Annotated in this window: 15 protein-coding genes; 10 read left to right on the top strand and 5 right to left on the bottom strand. The window is 64.1% G+C overall.

Features of this window, described 5'->3' with window-relative positions; genetic code table 11:
- Positions 1-297: 297 nt before the first annotated feature.
- From ACMZPQ_RS22645 to ACMZPQ_RS22610, 8 genes are all read left to right on the top strand, one after another.
- Positions 298-867: a hypothetical protein gene (locus ACMZPQ_RS22645; RefSeq protein ID WP_414486100.1), complete on the top strand. Its 570-nt coding sequence runs from the start codon at positions 298-300 to the stop codon at positions 865-867.
- 144 nt (positions 868-1,011) lie between these two features.
- The gene (locus ACMZPQ_RS22640) at positions 1,012-1,476 is read left to right on the top strand and encodes a DUF6631 family protein (RefSeq protein WP_414486099.1); all 465 of its coding nucleotides are present in this window, start codon (positions 1,012-1,014) and stop codon (positions 1,474-1,476) included.
- On the top strand, positions 1,473-1,694 hold the full coding sequence (locus ACMZPQ_RS22635; protein WP_414486098.1) for a hypothetical protein: 222 nt from the start codon (positions 1,473-1,475) through the stop codon (positions 1,692-1,694). Before ACMZPQ_RS22640 ends, ACMZPQ_RS22635 begins: the two co-directional genes overlap by 4 nt.
- A 2-nt stretch (positions 1,695-1,696) precedes the next feature.
- Positions 1,697-5,194 carry a phage tail length tape measure family protein gene (locus ACMZPQ_RS22630; RefSeq protein WP_414486097.1) on the top strand — a complete coding sequence of 1,166 codons (3,498 nt, stop codon included), beginning with the start codon at positions 1,697-1,699 and terminating at the stop codon, positions 5,192-5,194.
- A 130-nt stretch (positions 5,195-5,324) separates the two neighbouring features.
- The gene (locus ACMZPQ_RS22625) at positions 5,325-5,882 is read left to right on the top strand and encodes a helix-turn-helix domain-containing protein (protein WP_244757504.1); all 558 of its coding nucleotides are present in this window, start codon (positions 5,325-5,327) and stop codon (positions 5,880-5,882) included.
- Positions 5,883-5,941: 59 nt separating this feature from the next.
- Positions 5,942-6,514, top strand: a complete 573-nt coding sequence (locus ACMZPQ_RS22620) for a hypothetical protein (protein WP_414486096.1) — start codon at positions 5,942-5,944, stop codon at positions 6,512-6,514.
- 9 nt (positions 6,515-6,523) lie between these two features.
- A complete protein-coding gene (locus ACMZPQ_RS22615; protein WP_414486095.1) occupies positions 6,524-7,318 on the top strand; it encodes a hypothetical protein in 795 nt (264 codons plus the stop codon).
- Positions 7,319-7,751: 433 nt separating this feature from the next.
- Positions 7,752-8,144: a hypothetical protein gene (locus tag ACMZPQ_RS22610; RefSeq protein WP_024957167.1), complete on the top strand. Its 393-nt coding sequence runs from the start codon at positions 7,752-7,754 to the stop codon at positions 8,142-8,144.
- Positions 8,145-8,703: 559 nt separating this feature from the next.
- Here the strand turns inward: ACMZPQ_RS22610 and ACMZPQ_RS22605 are convergent.
- Positions 8,704-9,900: an MFS transporter gene (locus ACMZPQ_RS22605; protein WP_197583835.1), complete on the bottom strand. Its 1,197-nt coding sequence runs from the start codon at positions 9,898-9,900 to the stop codon at positions 8,704-8,706.
- A gap of 72 nt (positions 9,901-9,972) precedes the next feature.
- Between ACMZPQ_RS22605 and ACMZPQ_RS22600 the strand changes: the two genes are divergently transcribed.
- Entirely contained in the window at positions 9,973-10,770 is a 798-nt protein-coding gene (locus ACMZPQ_RS22600) for an AraC family transcriptional regulator (RefSeq protein WP_197583834.1), read from the top strand.
- A gap of 60 nt (positions 10,771-10,830) precedes the next feature.
- On the opposite strand, the gene dnaJ is transcribed toward ACMZPQ_RS22600, so the two are convergent.
- From dnaJ to hrcA, 4 genes are all read right to left on the bottom strand, one after another.
- Entirely contained in the window at positions 10,831-11,961 is a 1,131-nt protein-coding gene (dnaJ, locus tag ACMZPQ_RS22595; RefSeq protein WP_197583832.1) for a molecular chaperone DnaJ, read from the bottom strand.
- A 155-nt stretch (positions 11,962-12,116) separates the two neighbouring features.
- A complete protein-coding gene (dnaK, locus tag ACMZPQ_RS22590) occupies positions 12,117-14,042 on the bottom strand; it encodes a molecular chaperone DnaK (protein WP_049434940.1) in 1,926 nt (641 codons plus the stop codon).
- 183 nt (positions 14,043-14,225) lie between these two features.
- Positions 14,226-14,741: a nucleotide exchange factor GrpE gene (grpE, locus tag ACMZPQ_RS22585; RefSeq protein WP_008267012.1), complete on the bottom strand. Its 516-nt coding sequence runs from the start codon at positions 14,739-14,741 to the stop codon at positions 14,226-14,228.
- Between the two features lie 63 nt (positions 14,742-14,804).
- Positions 14,805-15,869, bottom strand: coding sequence for a heat-inducible transcriptional repressor HrcA (hrcA, locus tag ACMZPQ_RS22580; RefSeq protein ID WP_197583831.1), 1,065 nt, complete (start codon positions 15,867-15,869; stop codon positions 14,805-14,807).
- A gap of 114 nt (positions 15,870-15,983) precedes the next feature.
- On the opposite strand from hrcA, the gene recN reads away from it, so the two are divergent.
- Positions 15,984-17,660 (top strand): DNA repair protein RecN, encoded by a 1,677-nt coding sequence (gene recN / locus ACMZPQ_RS22575; protein ID WP_197583829.1) that lies wholly within the window; start codon positions 15,984-15,986, stop codon positions 17,658-17,660.
- The last annotated feature ends 395 nt before the right edge of the window (positions 17,661-18,055 follow it).

The raw sequence follows: 18,055 nt of genomic DNA, 5'->3' as shown, positions 1-18,055 counted from the left end.
CCGCGACGTCGCGGCATTTGGGTTGAGGGTGAGGATGGCTCAAATGTTTCGCATGCGAAACATTTGGCCCATTCGGTGTAGATCACCAAAAGTGACAACGTGTCACCTTTACCCCTCATCGCCTCCTGCCTCACGCCCCAAATCGTGCGAATTCGCACGATCTGCCTGCCATCGCTATAGAGGCAAAACGCTCAGCGCCGAGAGTTTTGAGCGAAATCTCATTTCTAGAAACTGGTTTCAGGGACTTGCCTCGACGCCACCGGAATACTTTCGCCACCCGGACAGCTGTCCGGTTTCATGAATGTCATCTGGAGCAAGAGCGTGTCGGCCAACAGAACCTTTTTCGATGAGGTTACGGACGTGATCCGTCTTGTCCTCAGTAGCGCGGATGTCGCGCATGCCGACGCCCTCGCGGTGTCCAGGCAAGTGTGTCGCCGGATCAAGTCCCAATTTGGAGGCAGCACGATCTACCTGCCGACGAACCGGTCCAAAGCAGGAGGTCATGCCAGCAAGCTGGGGATGGAACTCCTCGGCCTGGTTGAGGATGAACTCTCTCATCAACTGCGCCAGGCAGCCTTGCTGGATGAACTGGAGCTCGCCGCTGCGACCGAAGACGTTCGCCAGGAGCTGCTGGCTCGATGCTGCTCTCTTTGCATCTACGTACCCAGCGGGCAACGGGATGCCGCATTGGCAAGGGCACTACAGGCTCACTCCCACCTTCAGAACAACAAGAGCAGGAGCGAAATCGCGACGATGCTGAACGTATCGACCCAAGCCGTCTGCAAGATGATCAGGCGTGCAGAGAAACACCTCCAAGCGACGAACAAGCGAAAGGACGGTGACCACCACAAGGAATGCCAGGTATGACGCTTCGTGCATTCCAGATACTTGCCGCCGAGAGCGGCAAGCGGACCCTCTACTCGCTTTCCGTACCGTGCGCACCCGGACCCGGGTCCCATGAGACAGCTGTCCGCTTCTGTTCCAATTCGCTCACAGACCCTGAGGTGCAAAATGGCTAAGAAGATTGGAAACGTGGATGCCGAGCTGGGCACCAGTGAGGCGATGCCGCTGACTGAAACCGGCGGTGAAGGCGGCCAGGCTGAACTGGAGATATTGATGGGCGAAGGCCAGGTTCGGGTGGCAGGCCAACAGCTCTCTGTACGTGAGTACACCTTCGCCGAGGGGCTTTTCATCCAGGCTACCGCTCGATCCTTCCTGGAAGATCTGTACGGCGTGTTCAAGCCAGGCAGCACCGTTCCCAGCTTCGAGCAAGTGAGTGCGATCTGCGCTCGCAATGCCGATGTGATTCTGGACCTGATGGCGAAGTCAGCCAATGTTGAACGCAGTTGGGTGGAGTCTCTGGCCGAGGCCGAGGGTGAACTTCTGATGCTTGCCTGGTGGAGAGTGAACTCCGGTTTTTTTATCCGTCGGGTCCTCCGGCGCGCAATCGCAGAGGCGCCCCAAAGCAACCCGTGAGCTGGGCCAAGGTCTTCAGCGCCTTGACCCAGGCGGGCTATGGGCCTTGCCAGCAACTGAAATCAATGACGGGACGTCAGTTGCAGCTTCTCTACCGCGAATCGCAGCTACAGCGCCGTCGCTTTCGCGCTGAACGCATCAACGACATGAACGCCGCCGTGAACGGCGAACCCAAGGAAACCGCAGCGCTGCTAAGGCATCTGCTGTCAGAGGAATAGTCATGGCAAGCAAGCGCAGCATGGAACTGGCGATGCGTATCGCCGTTGATATTGAGCAGGCGCAAAAGGCGCTGCCGGTATTGCAGCGTGGCTTGAGCTCGATTAAGGATGCGGGCAGTGCTGCTGGTGTTGGGTTCGACGCGTTGGCGCAAAAGTCCACCAAGGTTGCCCAGGCCTTGGACAAAGCCAGCAGGAGCAGCTCTGAGTCCGCAGGCCGCATGGAAGAGGCGGGGGCAAGTGCTGCCAAGGGTGCCGCTGGAATGGAGGCAGCGGGCGGCTCGGCCAAAGCCATGTCAGCAGATGTTGCAGCTGCGGCAGATCGCGTGCGTGCATCTGGCACCGCCGTTCAAAAGACGGTTGCTGACGAAATTCGCATGATTGGAGAGCTTGATGCCCGGTTGCAGCGCGGTGCAGCAAGCATGGCCGACCTGACTGAAACGGAGACCCTGCTCGATAGGGCGATGTCCAGAGGGTTGCTTAGCACCGAGGACTATAACAACGCACTCAAGGCTCTGGACAAGCAGGGCGGCGCGCTCGCGCGCACTGAGCGGCAGCGCGAGCAGGCCGTAGATGGGGCTGTCGGGCGCTACGACAAAGCCTCGGTCAAACTTCAGAAGCTCGAGCAGGATGAGCGTGCACTCAAGGTTGCAGTAGACTCGGGCCGAATCAGCCGTGAGCAGTACAACCGCGCGTTGTCGGACCTGACCGCGCAACGCAATGCGGTCAAAAACGCTGATGCGCTCTCGCGCTCAATGGGTGCTGGGGCCGTATCTGCGGGCCAGTATCAGGCCGCCATGCGGCAGTTGCCTGCACAAATCACCGATATCACCACCAGCCTGGCAACAGGCATGCCGATCTGGATGGTCGCGGTGCAGCAGGGCGGCCAGATCAAGGACTCTTTCGGCGGCATCGGCCCTGCTGCGAGGGCGGTGGCGGCGGCCATCAACCCGATGGTGCTGGCTGTCGGCGGTACCGCTGCGGTGCTGGGCTCTATGGCGTATATGGCCCACCGTGGCTACACGGAATTGCTATCGCTGGAGTCGGCGATCATCGCCAACGGTGGCAGCTCGGGCAGGACTGCTGGCCAGCTCAACCAGCTTGCCGGTGAGGTTGGCGGGCTGGTCAAGGACTACGACCTGGCGCGCGCGTCGGTGGAGCAGCTCACTCGAAGCGGACAGCTCTCCGGAAAGACCCTGGACGATGCCAGTCGCGCAGCTGCTGCGCTGGCAAAGCTGACAGGTGATTCCATCGATTCGACCACGGCCAAGATTTCCGAACTCGCCAAGTCACCTACCGAAACGCTGCGCAAGCTCAGTGACCAATATGGCTTCCTGACCGTTGAAGTCTACGAGCATGTGCGTTCTCTCGAAGAGCAGGGGCGCGAGACCGACGCGGTTCGGGTGGCGGTGGAGTATATGGCCGACGTCTACACCGAGCGGCTCAAGCGCGTGCAGGATGCCACTCGCGGCCTCACTGGCTTTGTGAGCCAGCTTCGTCAGGAGTGGCAGGCATTTACGGAAGACCTGAAGAACATTTCCAACCCAACGCTGGAAATCGATATCGCCAAGACTCAGCAGCAGCTTGCGGCGCTGCGCAGTGGCGCTTTCGTAGCACCTCGATATTTGAGCGATCAGAACCGGGCCAACGATATCGCCGAGCTGGAGCGCCGACTGGCGCTGTTGAAGGCGCAGAAGGAAGACCAGGACGAACTCGCGTCGGGCGAGGCTTTTGTGACAGGGCTGCGCCGAAAGGGTGTTGCCGTAGCAGATGACCTGGCACGTGCGCTCGATAGTGGTGCCAGCAAGGCCGAGAAGCTGAGAAAGGCCACTGCGGAGGTCGCCGATCAGTTCCGTACGCTTCGTGCGATCAGCCCCGGCAGCGACCTGCTCAAGGGAGTGGTGTTTGGGGACGATGGCAGCGTCAGCGGCGGTGCCTATGACCGGCGCGTCAAGCAGCTACAAAGTCAGTTTCGGGAGACGACGCCCAAGGCTCGAAAATCCGACGCGCAGAAGGATGAGGCCGCTGCACAGCGAGAACTGGAGCGGCTAAAGCAGCAAATTCAGCTGGTTGGAACGCTGGATGAAATGCACAAGAAGGCTACCGAAAAGGCTCGTATCGAGGCCGCTATTGCCGAGGGTGAGTTCAAGAATGCCACTGCGCGCACAAAGCAAGAGCTGCTGGACAAGGCAGCGGAGAAAGACCTGGCTGACCAGCGCCTTGATGCTGATCGGCAGCTGCTCGGGGTCAGGGATCGAATTGCCCAATTGCAGGGGCAAGGCCCGGATGCGGAACTGGCGAAGACCCGCCGAGAGCTGAACCTACTCAAGCAGGAATTGGAACGTCTGGGCGAAACCGCCAAAGCGGCCGACGTCACCAAACTACTCAACTTGAGCGAGGCGAGCACACGCTTCAAGACGTTGCAGGAGACCTACAACCAGACAATCGGAGCCATCGCGCTTGATCAGCAGCGCATCCAGGTTGAGCTTCAGGCGGGTCTCATTACTGAGGCACAGGCTCAAGATCGCATTGTTGCGGTCTACCAGAAGAAGCTCGGCACCATCAGGGAGATTGTCCCTGAGATGCGCGAAATTGCGTTGACGCTCAAGGACCCGGCAGTCATTGCGGCAGTGGATCAGATTGAGCTGAAGCTCCAAGAGATGGGGCAAACAACCAGTCTTCTGCAACAGTCGATCCGCAACACCCTGGAAGGGTCATTCAAGAACCTGTTCATGTCCCTGGTGACGCAAACCGATTCACTGAGTGATTCGATTGCCAACTTCTTCTCCAGCTTGGCGCTGGGTATTGCCGAGTTCGCCGCAGCTCAGCTTGCTCAAGCCGCAGCCATGCGTCTTATGAGCCTGTTCCCCGGTTCGAGTGGCGGTGGAGATGGGGCGCAAGAGATGACCAAAGCAGCAACGGTTGCGGCAGCAGCCGGTGCAGCTATTGGCCTTGGTGCCGCGAAGCTGGAGACCTCTGCAACCACTCTGGGGTCCTCGGGACTCGGCCTGGTCATCGGCGCGCAGGCGGTCAGCAAGGCCGCCAGCCAGATGCAGGCTGCTGCCGCGGCTATGGCTGTGTCCAGTGCAGCCAGCTTTGCAACTGGTGGTTGGACGGGGCCTGGTGGTAAGTACAAGCCTGCCGGCATCGTGCATGCCGATGAATTCGTCTTGCGCCAGGAAGTGGTTCGTCAGTCTGGCGCCAAGACATTCCTCTCAGCATTCAATCGAGTGGGCATGGCTGCCATCGGCGGCTGGCGCGATGGCTACGCGGAGGGCGGCCCGGTCAGCCTTGGACAGCCCATGTCGGTCTCACAGCCAATGGCGAGGATGGTGGCTACTGGCGCTCCCGCGAGCCAGGCACCGCGCATTGGATTGCGGATGGTGAATGTGGTGGAGCCGAGCTTGCTGGCGAACTACCTGGATGACCCCGGGAGTGACCACGTGTTTATTAACAAGATCAATCGCAATTCCGAGGCGATCCGCCAGGTGTTGGGAGGCTGACGTGCAAGATAGAAGCTCAAAGACTTGTGATCATCCGCTTCTGGGTGGCGACGTGCCTTCAGACAGGTGTCAGACACCTGCGGGCGGGGGTGCAGCTGACGTTGTTCGGGGCAAAGGTCAGGCAGCGAACATGAGCAGCGCGGTGGCTTTCACGAATGAGGGCTCGGGCGTGATGGAGAGCCTGGGTGGCGCTCTTGCCCATGCATTGCACAAGCTGAACTCAGAGGTGGACGTTCCTTCGGTCATTGGAGCGGCCATACAGTACGTGGCCCGTGAGTATGGCGGGGTCAATCTGTGCTTTCCGGTCTCTGCCGAAGGCGCGGGACGCCGTAGCGACACCAAGGCTCGCCGGGACGGGTTCATTGCCGGATTGAAAGCGGAGGTCATCCGCCAACTGGTAATCCGTGGGTGCGATCAGGACAGACGCGAGGCAGCTGGTGCAGCGGCCGTGGCGTCTGTGCTGACGGCATTCTCTGGGGGATCGGTCTATATCCCATCGATGGCGGCTTACCGCCAGGCCGAGCAACACGCGGAAATTGTTTCCCGCTACCGAGCCGGAGAGAGAACGCATGACATTGCTGCGTCCTGCGGCATTTCTGAGCGTTCGGTCCGTCGAATCTTGCAGCGAAGCCGCGAACGCAATCGACGTGAAGGTCGGAACTGGAAAGCAACAACTGATAGGCCGTAGAAGCACGTGATTGCTGCGTATGCAGCTCTCTGTTCCTACCCTGTGATAGGCATTTCAAAATGGCATTGCGTGCATTTCAAATCTTCCGAGCTGGAACATGGAACTCTCAGTCTGGCTCGGTCACCATCGACAAGCGGGCCGTCACCGCCGTTGCCCTCAACTATAGCCAGGCGGTAAAGGCTGCCCCCTTGGTGCTCGGCCACCCTGAGGTTGAGACGGACACCTATGGTCAGGTGCGAGGCTTGGCTGAAATGGATGGCGAGCTCTACGCCTTTGCCGATGTGGCTGACAGCCTGATCGGCTCGGTGCGAAGTGGCTCCTACAAGAGCGTCTCAGCCTCGATCTACCTTCCCAACTCGCCAGGCAACCCCATGCCGGGTACCTACTACCTCCGGCATGTCGGCTTTCTGGGTGCCCAAGCCCCCGCTGTAAAGGGAATGCAGCCGTTGAGCTTTGCAGAACCTGCGTACGGCGGCACTCCCTCTGTTGCGAACTTCTCCGCACCCATCGGGTACCAGGTTGATCGCGCACAGATGCAGCTGTACGAACTGGCGCGTGATGTGCAACACGCCAACCCATCTATCGGCTTTATCCAAGCCGCGATCATGGCCCAAAAGGCCATTCAACGATAAGAGGTCCCCATGAACACCATCACGGAAATCCAGTCCAGCATCGAAAGCCTGGGCGCGATCAAAGAGAAAATCACTGCCGCCGTTTCTGAGCGCTACCAGCGTTTGGAGGTGCTGGCCGGGGAAAGGGGCAGGATCGTCTCGCAGCCCGTGTCGCGCAGGGACTACACGACGCTCTTGTGGCGCATGCTGGATCTGAAGGCTGAACATTATCGTCAGAGGCTCACCGATGAGCTCAGGAAATCCATCTTTGGGAACGGTGACCCCGGCCAGATGAAGGCCACTGTAGGGTCGGCCATGCGGGTCAACACGATGAAGCCCGACGATATGCTTGGCATCCTGCCGGGACAGCTGCGCGGAGCGGTCTACGGCGGTGATTTTGACAGGGAGCCGCTCACCCAGCTTGCCGCTACCTACTTCCTCCTGGATGAGATGAAGCTGGCGACTGCCGACGCCCTGGATGGCATCGCAAATTGGCCCAAGGCCCTCCCGCTCAAGGCTTCGCTGGCGAAGATCGGTGAGATTGATCGGGAAATGCTCAGCATCGAGTCCGAGCTGGAGTTGCTGAAAAAGGATGCGCACCGCATCGGCCTGGCCCTGCCACCGAAGCCGGTGAAGGTGGAGCCGATCCAGCCGGGTAGCTGGGAGTGGTTGAACCAGCTGACTGAGAGCGTGGAGCGTCGCCGGCGACAGGAGGCGATTGACGATCCCCTGCGCGCTCGGTCAATCGTTGTGCGGGATGGCGTCAGGGGCTGGATGCGCATGAACCTGGAAACCGGTCAGGAAGAGTTTGTTCCCGAGCGCTGAGCCAGGCGCTAACGGACAAGCGGTGCGTGTCCGTGGGCCTCGGCCTCAACAACGACCGCAGGGTGGGCTGCTCTTCCGGCCGTTGGCCGTTCGCCAGGTTCTCCGAGGGCGAAGTCACGGGGCGGTGACCACCCAATCCCAGGGCTGTTGCATATCCATCCCTGAGGGTGTAGTGTCTCTCCCGTCGCCCCACATGGGCGGCCGGGATTGGCGTCCCGTATACCTGAGGCGCATAAAGCGCCCATCGCCCGATGAAGGCGCTTTTTTGTTGTCCCGCATCGGGCGGGGGCTCTAGTCCACCGATTCTATGGTGGGCGGTGCGCGGGGACCGCAAGGTCCACCGGTCCTCAGGCCGGCACGCCAACCGCGTACCGTCCGCCACCCCAATTGGCGTTGTGGGCTGGCGGTCACTCACAGACCTGAGGACCCGACAATGAACATGACCAATTCCGCCAGCCAGCCCCCTTCCCGTTCGCTCAAGCTGGCAGCATCCCAAGCCCATGATGACCTTGACACCATTGCCGGAGCGCTGAATGGCCTGCGCGACGCACTGGAAGTCCGGGGCAACAACGACGCCATCAACCGGGATAACCTGGCGATGCTCTTCCACGCCACTGAGGCACGCAACTTGCCGGAGGGCGTCAGTGATGAAGGGATTGGCGAGGCCCGCGCTGCGATCATCGACCTGATCAGCCCCGAGGCCAACTTGAACGGCATCTCGCGCGCCCGTGTGTGGTCGCTGGTCTGCCTGCTGGCCAAGCTGCAAGAGGTTGCCGTCCACCGGCTCGGCGAGATCGTGCATGGCCATCCAGCTCTGGATGCTTGACCGCCCCATTCGGTCCACAGCAGCCTCAACCTGACGCCCCGACCATCCGGGGCGTTTCTGCATCTGCAAATTCGTTACACGCTACGCAATCTGCGGCAGCATCCATTTATCGCGCATTCCACGCCCATTTATCGCGCGCCGCTACACATGGGGGCTTGGCAGCCGCATCCATGCGGCTGACACCCCGCACTCCGGCACCGCCCCACCTCTGACAGTTGGCCGCGGCTGTTGGTGGGTGTCGACCTTGGTCGACACATCTGTCAGATATCGAATGAATTCATCCGTGTCGACCAAGGTCGACACCTACCAAGGCCAGACGCCGTTCCGACAGATCGCGGAAAACTGTCGAAGGCGGGGTGGGTCCGGTTGCAGGGGTGTCCGCGGCATGGACGCCGCGGCCAAGCCCCCATGGATGGGTTTACGGCGTCCCCTGCAACCGGATCCACCCCGCCAACCTACGGATAGCCCGCTTTGGCTTTTGCTGCCGCTGTTGCTGTTGCCTGCCAGCGGCCGGCACTGCAGCAGGTGCAGGGCTGCAAGCCCTGCAAACCAAAACCCCTCAGTGCGCAGGCCGCGACGGCGGCAGCCAGGCCGCCACGATGCCCAGCAGCGGCAGGAATGCGGTCAGCTGGTAGACGTACTCGATGCTGGTCTTGTCCGCCAGCAGGCCGAGCACGGCCGCGCCCAATCCGCCCATGCCGAACGCAAAGCCGAAGAACAGGCCCGACACCATGCCGATGCGGTGCGGCATCATCTCCTGCGCGTACACCACGATCGCCGAGAACGCCGAAGACAGCACGAAGCCGATCAGCACCGCCAACACCGTCGTCCAGAACAGATCCGCATGCGGCAGCATCAATGCGAACGGCGCCACGCCCAGGATCGAGGTCCAGATGATCGGCTTGCGGCCGATGCGATCGCCCAGCGGGCCGCCGAGGAAACCACCGGCAGCGGACGCCACCAGGAAGGCGAACAGGTGCAGCTGCGCCTGTGCCACCGGAATGCCGAAGTGGTGGATCAGGTAGAAGGTGAAATAGCTGCCGATGCTGGCCATGTAGAAGTACTTGCTGAAGATCAGCACCAGCAGGATCGCCAGCACCTTGGCCACGGTCCGCGGCGGATGCCTCGGCGCCATCGACGCGGTGCTGGCCGGACGCGGCGCGCCCAGGTGCAGCGCATACCAGCGACCGACATAGGTCAGCAGCGCGATGCCGATCAGGGCGGCACCGGCGAACCACGAGGCGGCGTGCTGGCCATACGGCACGATCACCGCTGCAGCAATCAGCGGGCCGAGTGCGGTACCGAAGTTGCCGCCGACCTGGAACACCGACTGCGCGAAGCCATGACGACCTCCGGAGGCCAGCCGCGCAATGCGCGAGGCTTCCGGGTGGAAGATCGCCGAACCGATGCCGACCATCGCAGCGGCCAGCAGCACCACGGCGTAGCTCGACGCGAAGCCGAGCAGCAGCATGCCGCACAGGGTCGAGGCCATGCCGATGGGCAGCGAGTACGGCGCCGGGCGGCGATCGGTGGCCATGCCGATCAGCGGCTGGAAGATCGAGGCGGTGAGCTGGTAGGTCAGCGTGATCAGCCCGATCTGGGTGAAGCTGAGGTTGAAGCCGCCCTTGATCACCGGATAGATGGCCAGGATCAGCGACTGCATCATGTCGTTGACGACGTGCGAAGTGGAGATGGCGGCCAGTACGCCGGGAGCCACCGGGCGTGAGGTCGTTGCAGGAGAAGCCAGGGCGGACATGGACGCAGTCAGGTTGGGGGCGAGCCACGCATGCTACGGTTGCCCTCCCCTCCCTTCTGCCGCGTTCGGGTCATGGCCTATCGCAAAAAGGACATTGCTGGCGACGTCGATCCTACGGCGCCCTGGCGCGACGTCCCCCAGCATCGCCCGGTCACCTATCGGGTCACCCAGTACCCGGCCGGTACCCACATCGCAGGCCACAAGCACCAGCGCCACCAGCTGGTCTATGCCATCTCGGGGCTGATGGTGGTGCGCTCGGAAGTGGGCCGCTGGGTGGTGCCCTCGACCCGCGCGATCTGGATGCCGGCCGGCATGGTGCACGCGGTGGACTGCGTGGCCGCCGTGCACATGCGCAGCCTGTACATCGATCCGTTGTTCGCGCCGCAGTTGCCGGCCGAACCGTTCGCAGTGCAGGTGGCGCCGCTGCTGCGCGAGCTGCTGCAGGCCGCCACGCTGATCAAGGGTGAGCACGTTGAAGACAGCCGCGATGGCCGTGTGGTGCGCCTGCTGCTGGACGAACTGCATCGCATGGACGTGCTGCCACTGCATCTGCCCGCCGCGACCGACCCGCGCCTGCAGCGGATCTGCCAGCACATCCAGAAGCACCTTGGCGATGACGCCACGCTGCAGGACTGGGCGCAGGCACTGGAGGTGGACGTGAAGACTATCCAGCGGCATTTCGGCAGCGAACTGGGCATGACCTTCGGCCAGTGGCGGCAACAGGCGCGGCTGCTGGCCGCGATGGAACGACTGGCAGTGGGGGACAAGGTCATCGATGTGGCGCTGGCGATGGGCTACGACAGCCCGAGCGCGTTCACCAGCATGTTCAAGCGTCAGCTGGGGCAGACGCCGGCGGCGTTTTTCCGTTGACCGCATACGAAAACGCCGGGCTTGGCCCGGCGCTATCGTTCAACGCTGCCGTTGAAGAACTCAGGACGTCATGCGGTCCCAGAAGCCCTTCACGCCATCCATGAAGGTGGCCGACTTCGGCGAATGCTTGCGCGCTTCCTCGCCGACGAAGGTGGCTTCGAACTGCTCCAGCAGCTTGCGCTGTTCGTTGGTGAGGTTGACCGGGGTCTCCACCACCACGCGGCAATACAGATCGCCTTCGCTGCGGCTGCGCACCGAACGCACGCCTTTGCCGCGCAGGCGGAACAGCTTGCCGGTCTGGGTCTCGGCCGGGATGCGGATCTCCGCCTCGCCGCCCAGGGTGGCCACGCGCACGGTGTCGCCCAATGCGGCCTGCGAGATGCGGATCGGCACTTCGCAGTGCAGGTCGTCGCCATCGCGCTGGAAGATGGCGTGCTCGCGCACGCGCACTTCCACGTACAGGTCACCCGGCGGCGTACCGGCCGGACCGGCCTCACCCTCGCCTTGCAGGCGGATGCGGTCGCCGGTATCGACGCCGGCCGGCACCTTCACCGACAGCACCTTGTCTTCCTCGACACGGCCGTTGCCATGGCAGGTCTTGCAGGGCTTGGCGATGATCTGGCCACGGCCGCCGCAGTTGTGGCAGGCCTGCTGCATGGCGAAGATGCCGCGCTGGATGCGCACCTGGCCGCGGCCATGGCAGACGTTGCAGGTCTCGACCTTGCCGTCTTCGGAGCCACTGCCATCGCAGTCGCCGCATTCGGCCAGGGTCGGAATCTCGATGCGGCGTTCGACGCCACGCACCGCTTCCTCCAGGTCCAGCTCCATCACGTAGCCGATGTCGGCACCGCGACGGGCCTGGCGCGGACCGCCACCACCGGCGCCTCCAAAGATGTTGCCGAAGATGTCACCGAAAATGTCGTTCATGTCCGGGCCGCCCGGACCACCACCACCGCCCATGCCGTGCTCGAACGCGGCGTGGCCGTGGCTGTCGTACATGCGGCGCTTGTTGGCGTCGGACAGGACCTCGTAGGCTTCCTTGCACTCCTTGAAGGAGGCTTCGGCTGCCGCATCGCCCGGATTGCGGTCCGGGTGGAACTTCATCGCGCAACGGCGATAGGACTTCTTCAGTTCTTCGTCGGTGGCGGTGCGGGCAACGCCCAGCACTTCGTAGTAATCGCGCTTGCTCATATCGTGGATCGCATTCCGGAAAGTCGGGATTCGTCAAAGCGGAAGAGCGGAACCAGGTCCGCTCTTGCGTCGGGCGCCCCGACACGCCAGAGGGCGGTCAGGACCCTGATACGACAACGGGACGCTGGCAAGCAGCGTCCCGTTGTCGGTCCGGATCAGGACTTCTTGTCGTCCTTGACTTCGGTGAACTCGGCGTCCACCACGTCATCCTGTGCCTTGCCCGCGTTGCCGGCATCGGCACCCGGGGCAGCACCGCCCTGGTCGGCCGAAGCCGCGGCGAACAGCGACTGGCCCGCTTCTTCCAGCACCTTCGACTTGGCTTCGATCTGCGCCTTGTCGTCACCCTTCATCGCGGTTTCCAGGTCAGCCAGGGCCGCCTCGACCTTGCCGATCACTTCGCCGCCGACCTTGCTGCCGTGCTCGGTGATCGCGCTGCGGGTGCCGTGGATCAGGGCGTCGGCCTGGTTGCGGGCCTGCACCAGCTCCTGGAACTTCTTGTCTTCCTCGCGGTTGGCTTCCGCGTCGGCCACCATGCGCGCGATCTCTTCCTCGGACAGGCCCGAACCGGCCTTGATCTCGACCTTCTGTTCCTTGTTGGTCTTCTTGTCCTTGGCCGACACGTGCAGGATGCCGTTGGCGTCGATGTCGAAGGACACTTCCACCTGCGGCAGGCCGCGCGGCGCCGGCTCGATGCCGGACAGGTCGAACTTGGCCAGCGACTTGTTGAAGCGGGCCTGTTCGCGCTCACCCTGCAGCACGTGCACGGTCACGGCCGACTGGTTGTCCTCGGCGGTGGAGAACACCTGCGAGGCCTTGGTCGGGATGGTGGTGTTCTTCTCGATGATCTTGGTGAACACGCCGCCCATGGTTTCGATGCCCAGCGACAGCGGGGTCACGTCCAGCAGCAGCACGTCCTTGACGTCGCCGCCGAGCACGCCACCCTGGATCGCCGCACCCAGTGCCACGGCTTCGTCCGGGTTGACGTCCTTGCGCGGTTCCTTGCCGAAGAACTCGGTCACCGCCTGCTGCACCTTCGGCATGCGGGTCTGGCCACCGACCAGGATCACTTCGCTGATGTCGCTCGAACGCAGGCCGGCATCGTTCAGGGCGACGCGGCACGGCTCGATCGACTTCTTGATCAGGTCTTCCACCAGCGCTTCCAGCTTGGCGCGGGTCAGCTTGATGTTCAGGTGCTTCGGACCCGACGCGTCAGCGGTGACGTACGGCAGGTTCACTTCGGTCTGCTGGGCGCTGGACAGCTCGATCTTGGCGCGCTCGGCGGCGTCCTTCAGGCGCTGCAGGGCCAGCGGATCCTTGCGCAGGTCGATGCCCTGGTCCTTGTTGAACTCTTCAACCAGGTACTCGATGACGCGGTTGTCGAAGTCTTCGCCGCCCAGGAAGGTGTCGCCGTTGGTGGCCAGCACTTCGAACTGCTTCTCACCGTCGACGTTGGCGATCTCGATCACCGAGACGTCGAAGGTGCCGCCGCCCAGGTCGTACACCACGATCTTGCGATCCTTGTTGTCGCCCTTGTCCAGGCCGTAGGCCAGCGCGGCCGCGGTCGGCTCGTTGATGATGCGCTTGACGTCCAGGCCGGCGATGCGGCCGGCGTCCTTGGTCGCCTGGCGCTGGCTGTCGTTGAAGTAGGCCGGCACGGTGATGACCGCTTCGGTGACCTTCTCACCGAGGAAGTCCTCGGCGGTCTTCTTCATCTTTTCCAGCACCTTGGCCGAGATTTCCTGCGGCGCCATTTTCTTGCCGTCGCTGGTGGACACCCAGGCGTCGCCATTGTCATGGGCCAGGATGCCGTACGGGACGTGCGCGATGTCCTTCTGCACTTCGGCGTCGGTGAACTTGCGGCCGATCAGGCGCTTCACCGCGTAGAAGGTGTTCTTCGGGTTGGTCACGGCCTGGCGCTTGGCCGAGGCGCCGACCAGGACTTCGCCGTCCTTGGTGTAGGCGACGATCGACGGGGTGGTGCGATCGCCTTCCGAATTCTCGATGACGCGGGCCTTGCCGCCGTCCATGATCGCCACGCACGAGTTGGTGGTGCCGAGGTCGATACCAATGATCTTGCCCATGGGGGAGACTCCTGAGGATGCTTGTTTGGGGTCAGTCCGGCCGTTCGGCCGGTGGATGAATACGATGTGGGGGAGGCTCGTGGAACATTCAAGCCATCTCCCGAACGCTGTGTTTCCGGTCGTCCGGTGCGTTCAGCGTCGGGCCGGGTCGCGGGTCATTCCCGCCTCCCGGCCCGGCACGGGTCAGTCGGCGGCCACCACAACCAGCGCCGGCCGCAGCAGGCGCTCGTTGAGCAGGTAGCCCTTCTGGAACACGGTCACCACGGTGCCGGGGGCGGCGCCCGGGGTCGGCACCTGGCTGATCGCCTGGTGGTGTTCCGGGTTGAACGGCTGGCCGGTCGGGTCCAGCAGAACCAGGCCGTTGTCGGCGGCGACCTTCAGCAGCTGCTTGTAGGTCAGCTCCAGGCCTTCGCGCAGCGGGTGCGGGTCATCGCCGGCCGCCTTCAGGCCGGCATCCAGGCTGTCGAACACCGGCAGCAGCTCGCCCAGCAGCTTCTCGTTGGCGAACTTGCGGGCCTGCTCGATGTCGCGGGCCACGCGCTTGCGCTGGTTCTCCAGGTCGGCGCGCTCACGCAGCGCATCGGCCTTGATCTGCTCGACTTCGGCGCGCAGGCGCTCCACTTCGTCATTGACGCCGGCGGCGGCGGCCGCATCGGCGGCACTCTGCTGGGATTCGATATCTGGATGTTCGTGGTTCATGTCTGGGTCCCTGGCGGTCAGTCTCCGCCTCCACCCACCCTAGTGTGGGCGGGATGCTGCGTTTCAAGCGTCGGATGTTCCCGGTGTGCGCCCGGCCGGCGAAAAGGCCGCGCCGAGCACATCGGCGGTGGCCTGGACCAGCGGGATCATGCGGTCGTAGGCCATCCGCTTGGGCCCGATCACGCCCAGCACGCCCAGCACCTGGCCGTTGGCGGTATAGGGCGCGGTGACCAGCGAGACACCCTGCAGCGGCATCATCCCGGTCTCCTCGCCGATGAAGATGCGCACGCCCGGCGCCTGGATGGTCCGCTCCAGCAACTGCAGGATCTCGCGCTTGCTGGAGAACAGTTCGAACAGCTCGCGCAGGCGCTCCAGGTCGGACAGGTCCTGCACGCCCATCAGCCGGGTCTGGCCGGCCACCAGCATGTCGTCGGCCGGCGGCTGCAGGGCCTGCTCGGCCAGCTCGATGCTGTGCGCCAGCAGCTGCTCCAGCTCGGAGCGGGCGTCGCGCAGTTCCAGCAGCAGGCGGGTGCGGATCTCGGCCATCGGCAGGCCGGCGAAATGGGCATTGAGGTAGTTGGCGACCTGCTCCAGCTGCCCCGGCGCGAACTCCTGGCGGGTCTCGATGACCCGGTTCTGCACCTCGTTGTCGGCGAACACCAGGATCGCCAGTACCCGGCGCCCGTCCAGCGCCACGAAATCGATCTGGCGGAAGGCGAACTGCTCGCGCCGTGGCGCGCTGACCACGCCGACGAAGTGACTCATCGCCGACAGCAGCTCCGAGGCGCTGCCCAGCAGGGCCTGGGTGCTGCCGCCGCCGGCCAGCTCCTGGCGCAGGCGGGCCAGTTCGCCCTCCCCCGGCGGCTGCATCTGCAGCAGGCTGTCGACAAACACCCGGTAGCCATGCGCGGTCGGGATGCGCCCGGCCGAGGTATGCGGCGAAGCCAGCAGCCCCAGGTCCTCCAGGTCACCGAGGATGTTGCGGATGGTGGCCGGGCTGACCTCCAGGCCGGCCACGCGCGCCAGCGTCTGCGAGCCGACCGGCTCACCGTCCTGGATGTAACGCGCGATCAGCGTGCGCAGCAGATGGCGCGCACGCGGGGCAAGCTGGTCGGGAGAACCGTGCATGGAATCAACCTGTGAGACACGGACACTAGATAATGGCGGCGCATCACCTTGGCAAGTCATTGGACCTCCCTCGCCCGCGTGCTAGCGTTGCGCGGCTGCTGATACCCCTTACCCATGCTCAGACATCTTTCGATCAAGGATTTCGCCGTCGTCCGCGCCACCGAACTGGAGTTCGGGCCGGGCATGACCGTGGTTTCAGGCGAGACCGGCGCCGGCAAGTCGCTGATGGTCGACGCGCTGGGCTTCCTGTCCGGCCTGCGCGCCGACAGCGGCGTGGTCCGCCACGGCGCCGCCCGCGCCGAGCTTTCCGCCGAGTTCGCGCTGGACCAGCTGCAGGCCGCGCGCCAGTGGCTGGCCGACAACGAGCTGGACGATGAAGAGCAGTGCCAGCTGCGCCGGGTGATCCGCGCCGACGGCGGCTCGCGGTCCTGGATCAATGGCCGTCCGGTCACCCTGGCACAGCTGGCCGACCTGGCCGCGCTGCTGGTGGAGATCCATGGCCAGCATGAACAACAGGCGCTGCTGACCCGTCCGTCGCAGCTGGCCCTGCTTGACGCCTATGCCGGCAACGAGGCGGAGCGCCGCCAGGTGCGCCGCGCCGCCGCCGCCTGGCAGGCACTGGTCGACGAGTCGCAGGCGCTGTCGCAACAGGGCGACGTCAGTGACCGGATCGGCTTCCTGGAGCACCAGCTGCGCGAACTGGACCGCGAGGACCTGGAACCGGAGTCGATCGTCGCGCTTGGCGCCAGCCATCGCCGCCAGGCCCATGCCAGCGCCCTGCTGAGCGCCTGCCAGGCGGCCAGCAACCAGCTCAACGGCGACGACGGCAGTTCCGCGCTGGACCTGCTGCAGCAGGTGCGCCACGAGCTGTCGCGCCTGATCGAACATGACCCGCGCCTGGGCGAGGTGGACGGCCTGATCGAGAATGCCTCGATCCAGCTGCACGAAGCCCTGTCGCTGCTGGACCGCGTGCATGATGACCTCGATGCCGACCCCGAGCAGTTCGAAGAGAACGAGCGGCGCCTGGGCCGCCTGCACGACCTGGCACGCAAGCACCGCGTGCCGATGGACGAGCTGGGCGCGCAGCGCGAACGCATGCATGCCGAAGTGGAGCAGCTGCGCGGCGCCGACGAGCGCCTGCAGCGCCTGGCTGGTGAGATCGACAAGGCCGCCGCCGCCTGGCGCGTACAGGCTGAGGAGCTGACCGCCAGCCGGCGCAGCGCCGCGGCCGAACTGTCGGCTACCACCACCGGCATCATCGCCGAGCTGGGCATGGGCGGCGGCCAGTTCCTGATCGAACTGGAGCCGCAGGACAACGGCAAACCCGACCCGCAGGGTGCCGAACGCGTGGAGTTCCTTGTCGCGGCCAACGCCGGCCAGCCGCCGCGCGCCCTGCGCAAGGTCGCCTCGGGCGGTGAACTGTCGCGCATCTCGCTGGCCATCGAAGTGGCCGCGCTGGACCTGGATGCGGTGCCGACCATGGTGTTCGACGAAGTCGACTCCGGCATCGGTGGCGCGGTGGCCGATATCGTTGGCCAGAAGCTGCGCGCCCTCGGCGAGAAGCGCCAGGTGCTGTGCGTGACCCACCTGCCGCAGGTCGCCTCCAAGGGCCATGCGCATTACCGGGTCAGCAAGGCGCCGGTGGAAGGCATGACCCAGAGCGCGGTGGAAAAGCTGGACAACAAGGCGCGCGAGGAAGAACTGGCACGCATGCTGGGCGGCGTGGAAGTGAGCAAGGAAGCGCGCGCCGCCGCGCGGAAGCTGCTGGTAGAGTCGAGCTCGCTCGGCTGACCGCGGTCATCCACGCATGGCGTGGATCTACGAGGCACCGGCATCATCCACGCATGGCGTGGATCTACAACGAACTGGCGCGGTAGTGCCGGCCGCTGGCCGGCAACCTCACGATCTTCGCCGACTCGCATCGGGCTGCCGGCCAGCGGCCGGCACTACCGCGCCGGTGTGTTGTAGATCCACGCCATGCGTGGATGACCTCGGTCAGCCGAGCGAGCTCGACTCTACCAGCACCGCGCGGCGGCGCGTGCTTCCTTCTGACGCAGCCACGGGGTAGTGCCGGCCGCTGGCCGGCAACCTCACGAATCTTCGCCGACTCACATCGGGCTGCCGGCCAGCGGCCGGCACTACCGCGCCGATGCGTTGTAGATCCACGCCATGCGTGGATGACCTCG

Source organism: Stenotrophomonas maltophilia, from assembly GCF_047497515.2.
GTDB lineage: Bacteria > Pseudomonadota > Gammaproteobacteria > Xanthomonadales > Xanthomonadaceae > Stenotrophomonas.
This window is presented reverse-complemented; position numbering and strand designations above follow the sequence as displayed.